At 68.0% G+C, this 12,529-nt stretch carries 7 protein-coding genes and 4 pseudogenes; 3 read left to right on the plus strand and 8 right to left on the minus strand.

Features of this window, described 5'->3' with window-relative positions; genetic code table 11:
- Positions 1-154 precede the first annotated feature (154 nt).
- The 4 genes from OHA19_RS40025 to OHA19_RS40040 all read right to left on the minus strand — a co-directional run bounded on the left by OHA19_RS40025 (position 155) and on the right by OHA19_RS40040 (position 3,823).
- Positions 155-478 carry a hypothetical protein gene (locus OHA19_RS40025; protein WP_331750776.1) on the minus strand — a complete coding sequence of 108 codons (324 nt, stop codon included), beginning with the start codon at positions 476-478 and terminating at the stop codon, positions 155-157.
- A gap of 369 nt (positions 479-847) precedes the next feature.
- Positions 848-1,672: an alpha/beta hydrolase gene (locus tag OHA19_RS40030; protein ID WP_331750425.1), complete on the minus strand. Its 825-nt coding sequence runs from the start codon at positions 1,670-1,672 to the stop codon at positions 848-850.
- A gap of 526 nt (positions 1,673-2,198) precedes the next feature.
- Entirely contained in the window at positions 2,199-3,410 is a 1,212-nt protein-coding gene (locus OHA19_RS40035; RefSeq protein WP_331734825.1) for an IS4 family transposase, read from the minus strand.
- An 86-nt stretch (positions 3,411-3,496) separates the two neighbouring features.
- Entirely contained in the window at positions 3,497-3,823 is a 327-nt protein-coding gene (locus OHA19_RS40040; RefSeq protein WP_331750422.1) for a hypothetical protein, read from the minus strand.
- 190 nt (positions 3,824-4,013) lie between these two features.
- Between OHA19_RS40040 and OHA19_RS40045 the strand changes: the two genes are divergently transcribed.
- Positions 4,014-7,073, plus strand: coding sequence for a BTAD domain-containing putative transcriptional regulator (locus tag OHA19_RS40045; protein ID WP_331754169.1), 3,060 nt, complete (start codon positions 4,014-4,016; stop codon positions 7,071-7,073).
- A gap of 94 nt (positions 7,074-7,167) precedes the next feature.
- Here the strand turns inward: OHA19_RS40045 and OHA19_RS40050 are convergent.
- From OHA19_RS40050 to OHA19_RS40065, 4 genes and pseudogenes are all read right to left on the minus strand, one after another.
- Positions 7,168-8,375: pseudogene (locus OHA19_RS40050) on the minus strand (IS701 family transposase).
- A gap of 62 nt (positions 8,376-8,437) precedes the next feature.
- Positions 8,438-8,542: pseudogene (locus tag OHA19_RS40055) on the minus strand (IS5/IS1182 family transposase); the annotation flags it as partial.
- A 38-nt stretch (positions 8,543-8,580) separates the two neighbouring features.
- Positions 8,581-9,818, minus strand: a pseudogene (locus OHA19_RS40060) (IS3 family transposase).
- Positions 9,819-10,341: 523 nt separating this feature from the next.
- The gene (locus OHA19_RS40065; RefSeq protein WP_331750418.1) at positions 10,342-11,070 is read right to left on the minus strand and encodes a hypothetical protein; all 729 of its coding nucleotides are present in this window, start codon (positions 11,068-11,070) and stop codon (positions 10,342-10,344) included.
- A gap of 237 nt (positions 11,071-11,307) precedes the next feature.
- Here OHA19_RS40065 and OHA19_RS40070 point away from each other — a divergent pair, with 237 nt between their 5' ends.
- Positions 11,308-11,535: a hypothetical protein gene (locus tag OHA19_RS40070; protein ID WP_331754172.1), complete on the plus strand. Its 228-nt coding sequence runs from the start codon at positions 11,308-11,310 to the stop codon at positions 11,533-11,535.
- 22 nt (positions 11,536-11,557) lie between these two features.
- Positions 11,558-12,277, plus strand: a pseudogene (locus tag OHA19_RS40075) (IS6 family transposase).
- The last annotated feature ends 252 nt before the right edge of the window (positions 12,278-12,529 follow it).

Genomic DNA, 12,529 nt, shown 5'->3' on the forward strand with positions numbered 1-12,529 from the left:
CTTCGTGCGTGCAAGTGTTGGAGAAGGAGAGTTCGCCCCTCAGCAGGGCGTGCTTCCAGCAGTGGACAACGAACGTTGCTGGAACTCGCCTGCGACCTTAACCCTGCGTTGGTATCGGCGTCGCAGTGGTCAAACGGTCTGCTCCAAACCGTGGCTACAAGATCCCTTCGATGCCCTGCTCGCGCAGGGCGTCGTACCAGAGCACGGCGACGTCCCGGTCGTCGGTCGCCGGGGTGACCTGGACCGGCGGCCCGACATCGGCGAGGAGCTCCAGGAGGAAAGCGCGGCGCTCGGTGTAGGGGCGGCTTCGGCAGTCGCCGATCGCCGGGTCCGGGTGCTGCAGAACATCCCAGCAGACGTAGGAGGCCGGGTACCGGGCCGCCAGGGCGCGGGCCCGGGTCGTGGATGACGCGGCCCGTGACTGCGCGGCCGCGAAGTCGAGCCTGCCGTCCCGCCAGATCACGGCCTCGCCGTCCAGGACCGGGCCCCGGCATCACGATCTACGTGCACAAGCGTCCATGCGCCCTGCCCGTCTCGGCCCAGCCGCAAACATACCCGCAGCGCAGGCCTTGATCTCCCGCCCGCGACTGACGCTGATCGGTCGCGGGCGGGGCACTTTCTCGGTCAGCCGCTCGCGTGCCGCCCAGGGACGGCGTGTGCGCGCTTCGGCGACGACCGTGACGGTTGGGGGCTCACCTGCGGGCGGCCCGCCGCCGGGTCATCCGCCCCTTCGCCGAGTGGTCCGTGCTCCGTGAGGCACGTCGGGAGGCCGCGCAAGGCCGATACAGCGCCAACTCGGCTTTTCCGTCAACCGCAACGACGTCCGACCGCGCAGTGACCGCTCCTGTCAGCCTCCGTTTCCGGTGCTGACTGTACCCACGGCATGGCTCAGCACGAAGTCGCGCGCCAGGCGTGCGGCCTGCTCACGGGCCTCGAAGGTGATGCCGTGCCGAGTACGCGGCAGGATTACCAGACGTGCGCCAGGGATCTCCGATGCCATGAGTTCGGCGACCTGAGCGCGGACGATGGGGTCCTCCGCGCCATGCAGCACGAGAGTAGGAGCCGTGACTTCATGCAGCCGGGCAGTGCAGTCGTGGTTCTGAATCGCTGTCATGCGGCGTGCGTCGGCGTCTACGGGACGCCCCCGCAGGGCGCGCTTGGCGTCGGCGACGAGCTGCGGGTCGTTCGCCTGCCCCTCGGGTGTGAGGAGCAGGTCCAGCACGATCTGCGCCCGCGCGTCCGGCCCCATGGCGGCGATGCGGTCACCAAGGCTCTCAGTCATGGTCCAGCTCGGGGTCGCGCCTGACAGTATGAGAGACGCAACCCGCTGGGGGTAGTGGATCGCCAGGTGCATGGCGATCGCTCCGCCGTACGACACTCCCATAACATGCGCGCGCTCAAATCCCAGCGCGGCAAGGAAGTCGGCGCAGTCAGCGGCTTGCCGAACGATGTCGTACGGCTCGGGCCCGTTGAGTGTGTCGCCGGTGTCACGCTGGTCGAAGCTGATGGCCAGGATTCCAGCGCCTAACAGGGGGCGGAAGGCATCAAACTGCCCCCTATGGCTCTCCCCGCCATGCAACAGAACCAGCGGTTCGCCCTGGCCGGACTCAACGTAGGCAATATCGATGTCGCCGACTTTGACGTGCTGAAACCCCTCAGAACTCGGCGACACGGTAAATCCGTGTCGCCCCCGACTTTGTCTCTTTCAGGCTCCGCCGTCCCGGCGGGCTGCCTCTTCCACCCGCCTGTGTGCCGAGCGCGACCGGCTGCGCACAGACGTCCAGCAGCTGGTGCGGGTCGTACACGTCCTGGAGGTGGAGAATCAGCAACTGAGCGAGGCAACCGACAGTGATGGCGTCATTCAGTGCTGCTTGTCCAACACCGGCCCTCGTCAGCTTGATCCTCAGCAGAGCCCTGGGAACTCCCGGAGCTCTGCGGTAACCAATATTCTGTTTACGACAACCCGGCCGGACGACCGCCCGGCCGGGAGCCTTAGGCGCAATACCGTTCAGTTAGTGGCTTGGATGGTGATGTGGGGGCTGTGTTTGGGCTGGGGCCAGTGTGTGTGGTGGGAGCGTTTCGCGGCCCATTTCAGGACTTTGCGTTTGACGACTCGGGGGTGTGAGCGTTTTCGGCGTGTTGGGTTGAGGTGTTGGGTGAGCCATCGGATGGCGTGATGCCAGATCGCGTCGGCTGCGTCAGCGCCCGGAGGGGGGAAATGCGCTCTGCGCGACTGAACGGCGAGCGATGCGGAGGGCTTTGACGAAGGAAACTCTGTCGGGGTCGTGGCCGGAGAGTGCGGCAGTGTCGGCCATCAGGGTGCGGATGGCGTAGTGGCAGCACAGGTGTCCCCAGATTTCTTGCTGGACAAGGTCGGGGGCTTTCGAGCGCAGTACCGCGCGGGGCCCGCGCTGGTGGGTTTTCAGCTCGTCGAAGGTGGTCTCGATCTCCCACCGTTGGGCGTAGGCGGCTGCGAGGTCCTCGGCGCCGGCCTCGGCAGGGTCGAGGATCGTGGTCAACAGCCGGTACTCCTCGGCGTTGTCCCGGCCGTCATCGACCGTGTAGTCGATCACTCTGACCGTGAGCGGCTCCGTCGTGGCCCGGTTCGTGCCCGACGTCGGGACGATCCGGGCCAGCCAGGACCCATCGGCCAGGGTTTCCAGATACCGGGGCCGCAGGTTCGTCTTCACTCGCCAGAGCAGATCCGCACCCGTGGCCGCGGCCTGCTGCCAGAGGCGGAACCCGTAGAAGCCCCGGTCTGCCAGGACCAGCTGGCCCGGCTCCAGCCGCCCGACGAGCTGCCGGGACAACTCGATCTCCGACACGCTGCACGGGCCGGTGGCAGCGTCGAAGACCACATGGGTGCCGCATTCCGCCAATGCCACCAGGCGGGCCTGCGGAAACGCGGCCCGCTCCCCCCGGCTGGAAGCGGGCCGCCCGAAGAACTCCGCGTTGGCTGCCGTGTCTGCCACATCCAGGCACGTCCCGTCGATCGCCACCAGGCGACGCCCGGCCAGCCACGACCCCGGCGTGCCAGGCCCCGCCAGCGGACGCGCAACCCGAGCGAAGAGATCCCGCACCGGCTCGAACCCCAGACGAGACCTGGCCTGGAAGATCGCCGACTTCGAGGGCGGCGTGAACGACTCCGACCACCCCGACGCCCACGACAGCCCGTCCGTGAGCTGCGCGAACACATCCTCGTAGGAGCCATCCGAATACAGCGCCATCCCGATCGAGAAGTACGCCATCACCCGTGCGGGCAACGACCGGTGACGCCGCTCGGTACGCCCCGCCTCCTCGATCACCGCGTCAACCACATCCGCGGGAAACACCCGCGTCAGCAACCCCACAGACACCAAATCCGACAACCGGACATCAGACGACGGCTTCACCCAACCAGAACGCGGCATCCCCCACGATAACCCAGAAGCACTTAACTGAACGGTATTGGCCTTAGGCGCGGTGCACGGGCTTCAGAGTGGCTGATCGGGGAGCATCAGCACTCGTAGGCCTCCAGCGCCTTGCCATCCTTTGAGTCCCACCTGAAGGTGGCGCTCCTCCCGCTGCTGAGCTTCTGGCAGTCGGGGTCCAACGCCCAGTCGACGGAGACGGTGGCGTGTATCGCATAGCTGCATACGTTCTTGACCGTTGCTTTGCCTTCCCAGTTGCCGGTCAGCTGGGCGCAGCCGCTGAACGATGCGGCATGAGTGATGGTCGACGGCGCAGGGGCTGCTGCTGCGGGAGCCGCCCCTGTCGCAGCGAGGGCCCCCGCCGCGATTGCCATGGCGAGGGGCGTCAGGATGGTGCGACGACGAGTACCCATACTTCTCCTCAAGGTCGAACGGGTTGATGCCCTGCTTCCCTCTGGTCGCTGAGCGGCCGGGGACGTGCCACTCACGGTGCCGGGGCCGGCGTCGGCGAACCTTCGGAAAAGCTTGAATCCGCCTGGAACCACAGGTCGGTGGCGCCCAGAGTGGGGGGCGTAGAGACGACCGGGTGTTGCAGGGGGTGTGATGGCCACGCGTTTCGGGATCCTGGGGACCATCGAGGTACGGCGGGACGGGGCCCCGATCGACGTGGGGCACGCGATGCAGCGCCGGGTGCTGGCCGTGCTGCTCGTCGACGCCGACCGGGCGGTGTCGGCCGACGCGCTGGTGGACCGGGTATGGGGGGACACCGAGCCGGCGCACGACCGCCGGAAGCTGTACGGATACCTCTCCCGGCTGCGGCACGCACTGGCTGCCGACGGCACCGCCATCACACGGGAGCGGGGCGGCGGCTACCGGCTGGCGGTCGAGCCCTCGGCGGTGGACGCGCACCGCTTCCGCGAACTGTCGGACCGGGCCCGGAAGGCGGGCGGCGACGTGCAGGCGGAGGCTCTGTGGCGGGAAGCCCTGGAGCTGTGGCGGGGCAGCGCGTTCGCCGGGGCGGACACCCCGTGGTTCAACGCGCAGCGCCACCTCCTGGACGGCGAGCGGCTGGCCGCCGAGCTGGAACTGGTCGACGTGCGGCTGCGACTGGGTCAGCACGACGGACTGGTGAGTGAATTGACTGCTCGGGCCGAGGCGCATCGGCTCGACGAACGGGTGATCGGGCAACTGATCCTGACCCTGTACCGGTGCGAACGACAGGCCGAAGCCCTGGAGGCGTACGAGCGCGCTCGGCGACGCCTCGCCGACGAGCTGGGCGTCGACCCGGGCGCGGCGCTGCGGCAACTGTACGAACGGATCCTCACCGGCGAGCCGCAGCTCGCCGCGCCCCGCTCCGCCACCACGAACCTGGCCGCCACGGCGAACCCGACGGGCACCATGCAACCGGCCGCCACCACAAAATCGCCCGGTAAGAGCGGGACGGTGGCGAACGTGGGCCCGCCGATGGCACGCCAGCTCGTCCCCCGGCTCCTCCCGGCGGACGTGTCACTCTTCGTCGGCCGGGAGGACGAGGTGGAGGAGGCTCGCCGGCTGCTTGGCGAAGAACGGCCCGGCCCGGCGACACTGCTGGTCACCGGCCCCGCCGGAGTGGGCAAGACCGCCTTCGCGATACGGACGGGGCACCTGCTCGCCTCCCGCTTCCCGGACGGCCAGCTCCACGCGGATCTGCGGGGCTTTGGCGACGAGCCGGCCGAGCCGTTCACGGTCCTCGGCACCTTCCTCCGCGCGCTCGGCATCCCCGGCGGTACCGTGCCCGCGGAGCTGACCGGCCGCGTCCATCTCTACCGCACTCTGCTGGCAGGGCGGCAGACGCTCGTCGTCCTGGACAACGCCGCCAGTGCCCAGCAGGTGAGTGACCTCCTGCCCAGCGGCGCGCGCTGTGCCACCATCATCACCAGCCGGACGACCATGGCGGAACTGTGCGGCCGCCGACTCTCCCTGGACGTACTGCACCCCGCGACGGGGCTCGACCTGCTGCGCGAGATGCTGGGCCGGGGCCGGACCGACGCCGACTCGGGGGCGGCCCGTTCCATCGTGGAAACTTGCGGTGGCCTTCCCCTGGCGGTGTGGGTCGCCGGTGCGCGGCTGGCCGCCCGACCGCACTGGCCTCTGGCCAAGGTGGCGCACGCCCTCGCCGACGAGCAGCGCAAGCTCGACGAGTTGGCCGTCGGCCACATCGCCGTACGGGCCAGCCTCGAACTGACCTACCAGCAGATGTCCGCGGCGACGCAGCACGCTCTGCGGATGGTCGCCCTGCTGCCCGGGCCGAGCTTCGCCGCCTGGGCGCTGGCCGCGCTGCTGGACACGGCCCTGTCCGAGGCGGAGGCCGTCCTAGACGATCTGGTCGAGGTGCACCTGATGCAGGCCGGTTCGGTGAACGCGACCGGCATCCGCTATCAACTGCATGACCTGGTACGCCTGTTCGCCAGGGAGCGCACGGAGTCGGACGTCCCGGAGCGGGATCGCACGGCAGCCCTCACCCGATTACTCGGGGCGAGCCTGCACCTCGCCGACCTCGCCGCGGACACCCTCAGCGTCGACTTCCAGGGCATCTCACAGCTGGATCTGGCCTCCTGGCGGCTGGCTGCGGCCGATGCCGATCAGCTGCTCGCCGATCCCCTCGCCTGGTTCAACGACGAACGCCAGTTCCTCATCGACGTGGCAGAACAGGCTCTGGACGGAACGGAGGGTGTCGCACCCGCCGCCGGTCTGGCCACCGCCCTCACGACCCTCTTCCAGGTCGGCAGCCACTTCGACGACTGGGAGAGACTTCAGAACCGCGCACTCAAGGCGGCCCTCAGCAACGGCGACCGGCACAGCGCCGCGAAGGTCCACCGCTGCCTCGGCGAACTCACCACCATCCTCGACCGCTATCCGGAAGCAGTGGACCACTTCGAGCAGGCCCTGCTGCTCGCCGAGGGGGAGGGGCCCACGTACCGGGCCAGTGCCACGGCCGGGCTGGCCTATGTGCACCGGCTCCTCGGCCAGTACTCCACCGCTGTGCTCCGTTTCGAAGAGGCCGCCGAGCTCGCCGAAGCGGCGGGCAACGTCAACTGTCTCGTCTACGCGACCAACGGCCTCGGCGTCATCGACCTCGAGCTGGGACGTGTCGAGGCCGCCATCGCGCGGTTCACGAAGTGCCTGCGAGTCAGCCGGGTCGCGGGCTACCGGCCCGGGGAGGCCCAGGCGTTGCGATGCCTGGGTCAGAGCCATCGTGCGCTCGGCGCCTACCCGGCCGCCGCCGACGCCTACCGGCGAGCCGTCGCGATGAGTGAGGACCTCGGCGACCGCCTCAGCGCCACACACGCGACGTGCTGGCTCGGGGACGTCCTGATCCGGCAGGGCGAGCACCGGGAAGGACGCCGCCTGCTGGCCCGGAGTCTGTGGATCTACCGGGAGTTTGGCAACCTCTGGGGCGAAGCGGCAACACTGTACGCGCTGGCCGAGGCACAGCTCGCGGTGGGCCGTCCGGCACCGGCCCGCAGGCGCGCCAAGGCCGCCGTCATGCTCTGGAGGCAGATCGGCTCCAGCAGGTGGCTGGCCATCGGCCTCGACACCCTGGCCGAAGCACACGCTCTGGCTGGCGATCACACAGCCGCGGCTCGTGCCCGCGACGAGGCCGAAGGGGCGCGGAAGGCTTAATACTCCAGTCAGATTTCGCGTCCTGAGCTGGCTCTTTTTAGGTAGTGGCATCGTTGGGCGATGGCTTGGTGGCGTCTGCGCCAGTGGGACCATCTCAGGGCATGCTGGCGCTGGTTGAGTTCGGGTCTGGGGTGGGGCAGGAGAGTGTCCAGGAGCCGTCGGATTTCCGCCACGGTGAGGGAGACGAGGCTGGTCGGTTCGTTTCTGCGGTTTCCCGGTGGGCGGCTTGGGCGGCCAGGGCGGTGAGGAGGGCATGGGCGAGCATGGCCAGGGTGATGTGCCGGTACCAGCCCGGATAGCGGCGGAAAAGCATTCCTCGACCGCCCACCGGCTGCCGGCGATCCGGGCGAGTTCGTCGATCTCGATGCCGACGGGTGCGTGGGCGAGGTAGTAGGCGAGCTCGGTGGGGTCGGACAGACAGCGGCGGGCCAGCACCCAGCGATGATGGGTCGGCGGATCCGGGTCGAAGATGATGTTGGCGGGCAGTTTCGCCGCGGCCCAGTCATAGACGCGTGGGCCCTTCGCTCCGTCGCCGCAGGACAGCCGCTGCCAGGCATCGGCGGGGGCCTCGTCAATGAGCTGGTCGATGCGCCAGATCCCCGCCAGGGACTTGATCTGCTGGGACTTGGGCACCGCAACCACGTATCCGATGTCGTGTTGTTCGAGCAGGCGTCGGAAGTTCCAGTCCTGTCCGTAAGCCTCGTCCGCGGTCACCCAGGCGGCCGGCAGGCCTGCGGCCAGGCAGCGGCGCATGATGTCCCGGGCCAGCTCGCCCTTGGTGGCGAAGCCGCGTTCCTCAGGGATTTTCGCTGCCCGGCACCGTTCACGGTCGGAGGTCCACGCTTTCGGCAGGTAGAGCTCCCGGTCCACCAAGGCCCGGCCCGAGCTGGTGACGTAGGCGGCGAACACGCCGATCTGGCAGTTGTCGACCTTCCCCGAGGTGCCGGTGTACTGCCGGCCCACCCCGGCCGAGGCGGTGCACTTCTTGACGAACCCGGTGTCATCGATAATCAGTACCCCGCCCGGACCGAGCCGCTCTGCGGCGTAGTCCCGCACGTCGTCGCGAACGGCATCGGCGTCCCAGCGGGCACCGTTGAGCAGGTGCTGCAGGCCCGCCGGATCACGGTGGCCGGCCCACTCGGCCAGCTGCCAGCCGTTCTTCCGCCCGACCGGCGCCAGCAGACCCCGCACGTAGTCACGCATCCGCCACCGCAGATCCGCCCGCCCGAAGCGGCCCGCCACCCGAGCGAAAGCTGAATCCAACTCAGCCTTCCAGTAATCGAATTCAGGTATCACATCCATACCCGAACAACGACAACCAGCAGCTCAGGAAACGAAATCTGACTGGAGTATTAAACCGTGTCCTACATGGTCATTTTGAGGAGCCGTTTGTAGCAGCAGAGGGTGGCGGCAAGTCCGAGAAAGGCCAGGTAGTTGCGGGGGTGGCGTTCGTAGCGGTGGTTGAGGCGGGGGCCTTCCCCCGTGAAGGTGGGCACGCGGTTATTGATCACGCGGCGACCGTGAGTTTAGCGGTGTGGTGTCGGTGTTCGTATTCGTTGGGGCTGAGGTGGCCGTTGGCGGAGTGCCGGCGGCGGGTGTTGTAGCGGGTCAGCCAGGCGAAGACGGTCCTGCGGCAGGTATCGGAGTCGCCGTAGTCGTGGGCGCCCTGGAGGGTCTCGCGTTTCAGGGAGGCGTGGAAGCTTTCGCAGGCCGCGTTGTCGGCGCTGGTGCCGACCGCGCCCATCGACCGTGTGACCCCGAGTTGGTCGCAGAGGCCGGCGAAGGCCCGGGATCCGTATTGCGCTCCGTGGTCGGAGTGGAACGCGGCGCCGTTCAGGCGGCCACGGGTCGAGGCTGCCATCCGCAGTGCGTCGGCGACCAGGCCGGTGCGCATGTGGTCGGCGATGGACCAGCCGACGACCTTGCGGCTGAAGCAGTCCAGCACGGTCGCGAGATAGAGGAACTCCCCTCCTGCGAGCGGGAGATACGTGATGTCGCCCATGTATTTGCGCCCCGGCTCGGTAGCGGTGAAGTCCCGCTGGAACAGGTCCGGGACCGGTGAGGCTGCCGGGTCCGGGACGGTGGTGCGCACGCGTCTGCGCAGGCGGATGCCGGTGATGGAGAACGTCCGCATGATCCGGGCGATCCGCTTCTCGTTGACCCGCCGCCCTTTCTCGCGGAGTTCGGCCGTCACTCGCGGGGAGCCGTAAGCGCCGCCGGACTCGCCGTGGACCTCGCGGATCTCCTCGGCCAGGATCCGGTCCTCCCGCTGCCGAGTGGCCCGGGCCTCGGCGCCGGCGAGCCACTTGTAGTAGCTGGACCGGTTCACGTCCAGGACTTGGCAGAGCCGCTTCACCTCGTAGGTGTTGCGATGGTCGTCAACGAACTGGAAGCGGCTCCTCACCAGTTCGTCTCTCCGGCGAAATACTTGGCCGCCTTGCGGAGGATGTCCCGCTCGGTGGCGAGCTTGCGCTCACTTGCCTCGAGCTCGGCCACCCGGGCCTCCGACTGCCGCACCCGCTCGTCCGGATCAGCGGACGGCACCGCCTCCGGGGCTGGGCGCCCGGCTTCGCAGTCTCGGCGGTGATGCCACGGCGTTCGCGGTCCCTCAGCACCCACTCACGCAGGGTCGCCCGGTTTGACGCCCAGGTCAGCAGCGATGCTCTTGTAGACCGCCCCGGGTGTGGACTCGTACAGGGCCACGGCATCGGCCTTGAACTCGTCCGAGTAGTCCTTCATCGCCATCGGCGGTCTTCTCGCTTCCTCCGGATCAAGAAGATCCAGTATCAGCGTGTCCACCACTCAGGGGGAGGCCCCGCTTTCGCGTGGTGGCGTCTCATCCGCATGCTGCGGGAACGTCACCGATGGAGTTGGGGCGATGTCCGCCGCCGGTTCACCACCCCCACCGGGCGGTGGCTGCCGATCGCGGCGGACGGGATCGAGCTGTTCCGGATCGCATCGGTCACGGTCAGCCGTTACCGATACCGAGCCAGCACGATCCCCAACCCTTGGCAGCCTGCGAACCCCGTCTGACGGCAGAGACCGTGGAGAGCCCGTTGCGCTGAGAGACGCACGGCGGGTTCGGCGAGAGGTCCGGAGAAACGGACCGGGAGCAATCCCGGCACCGCGCTCCGGGCCTACTCAGCGGCGCGGTCACTGAGAGCCAGGAGACTCGTCGTTGCGGATGAGAGTGGGCGGCCGACCGGCCGGCAGGAGATTGGAGCCGGGGCTGCTCGCGATATAACTTCCCCGTAGGTTGCCGGTGGGATCAGCCTCGGGGGAAGACGTAGGCGAGGATGCCGACGAGTGTGCCGATGATGCCAGCAATGCCTCCCAGAACAGCCATCACGAACAGCAGGACCTCTTGTCGGCTCCCGCCCGATGCACGGTGGTTGGCGCTGCGCTGGGCAACGAACCCCTGAACGCCTTTCGGATCGTTCAGCACGATGCTGCGGGTCAGGTATATGTCAATCCTGTACGTAATCAGGGCCATCAGAATGGCGCCACCAAATGTAAATGGCGCCGTGGCCGATGTCTGGGTGGCCAAGCTCTGCAAAGCAACGGTAGTCAGGACCGCCTCAGCGTAGGTAAGCCCGTTGGTGAGCCAGCGTCCGAGGAATCGGGCTTCGGCGAGTACATCGGCGATGCGCAGAGCGGCGCGACGCTGTGACGTGTCGGTTCCTCCCCTCAGCTCCGCCCTGGCGAAGGCGCGTCGTCCGAAAGGCCGCCAGACGCGGGTCGGGGCGCCGACTTCGACCCGGATACGGGGGTCCTGCTCGTTCTGTGAGCGCCGTTCGATCACGACCTCGTTGAGAACTTGAGTGCTTTGCATGTCGGTCTTGAACGTGGCGAGGTCGGTCCACTGCTGGGTTTCTTGCGTGCGCCAGCGCACGCCCCCGCGATCCAGGGACTCGGTGCGCACGGTGTGGGATATGAGGAGCTGTCCCAGCGGCACTTCGTCTTCCAAGATGGTGCAAAGGTCCTCGATGTTCTTCATCGAGAACCAGCAGCCGCGGCGCCTGAGCGTCGTCCCCCTATCGGACATGGCGGGACTCTAGCGCGCTGGAGCAGGTGCCAAGAACTACGGTCCCGCGTCCGCGGAGTGATCAGGCCACCCGGGTCAGCCGGGTGGGCACTTCGCTCACAGCCCCGCACCCAGGCCAAGGTCCAAGCCGCCCACGACCTCAGCAAGTGGCACCGCGAGCTGAGACGCCAGTCGTACGTGGACTGCATCGTGACGTACGAGAAGCTGCGCGACATGATCGTCCTGCTATCCCGGGCGATCCCCTGGCCCGTGAGCCGAAACTTGACCGACGAGGAGGCATCTCAGCTGGATGCTCTCCTCGTCGTGCTGGGCGAGCGCTATGACGAGGCTTTCCAGAAGTGTCAGGTCGTCCGCCTGGAAGGCCCCGGAGAGGCACTGTCACGTTGGCGGGCGGCGTGGGAGGATCCTCGAAGTTGATCATGCTGGAGGGGGATCGTCCGTGGTGAGCGCGTTGTCGTCGTATAAGGGGCACCGGTACCCGGTCGAGGTCATCTCCCACTGCGTGTGGCTGTACTTCCGCTTTCCGCTCAGCTTCCGTGAGGTGGAGGAGCTGATGCTCCGGCGCGGTGTCACCGTCTCGTACGAGACGGTCCGCCGGTGGTGTGTGAAGTTCGGGCAGGCCTACGCCGACGGACTGCGCCGCCGACGGCCCCGGCCCGGGGACAAATGACATCTGGACGAGGTCTTCATCAAGATCAACGGCGAGCGGAAGTACCTGTGCCGGGCCGTCGACCAGGACGGCAACGTGCTCGACATCCTCGTCCAGGGGAAGCGGGACAAGGCCGCGGCCAGGCGCTTCTTTCGCAGGCTGATGAAGAAGACCGGTGCGGTACCGCGGGTGGTCGTCACGGACAAGCTTCGCTCCAACGGTGCCGCTCACCGCGAGGTCATGCCCTCCGTCGAACACCGCTCCCACAAGGGCCTGAACAACCGGGCCGAGAACAGTCACCAGCCCACCAGACAGCGTGAACGCGCGATGAAAGGCTTCCGCTCCGCCGGCGGAGCACAACGCTTCCTGCCCGCGTTCAGCGGCATCTCACCCCACTTCCGACCCCGCCGCCACCTCATGGCCGCACCCGACTACCGCGCCGAAATGACCGTCCGCTTCACCATCTGGGAGCAGATCACCGGCGCCACCGGCCTGCCCACCACACCCTGAGCACACAGCCGGAACCCGACCGCACCACACCCTGTCACGCCGTCAGACACCCACCCAACAACGTGACAGTGCCCTTCCCGCGCCTGGGCGGCCGTGCACGGCATCTCCTGCCTCCGGCAACTGCGACCGCCGGGTGACGGAGGGGACCAATGCGCCGCCGCGTCGGGTGCCTGCACACGAGCGGGCCCTGCGCGCACAGGAACGGGAACTCGAATCGGGCCATCGGCGAACAGCGGGTGACCATGCCCGCGT

Origin of the sequence: Streptomyces sp. NBC_00012 (genome assembly GCF_045040875.1) — a bacterium.
GTDB lineage: Bacteria > Actinomycetota > Actinomycetes > Streptomycetales > Streptomycetaceae > Streptomyces.

What these genes read in the sequence shown, in the direction of transcription:
- OHA19_RS40035 (WP_331734825.1), bottom strand. Translation starts at nt 3,410, where the DNA reads ATGCCGCGTTCTGGTTGGGTGAAGCCGTCGTCTGATGTCCGGTTGTCG.
- OHA19_RS40040 (WP_331750422.1), bottom strand. Translation starts at nt 3,823, where the DNA reads ATGGGTACTCGTCGTCGCACCATCCTGACGCCCCTCGCCATGGCAATC.
- OHA19_RS40045 (WP_331754169.1), top strand. Translation starts at nt 4,014, where the DNA reads ATGGCCACGCGTTTCGGGATCCTGGGGACCATCGAGGTACGGCGGGAC.
- OHA19_RS40065 (WP_331750418.1), bottom strand. Translation starts at nt 11,070, where the DNA reads ATGAAGAACATCGAGGACCTTTGCACCATCTTGGAAGACGAAGTGCCG.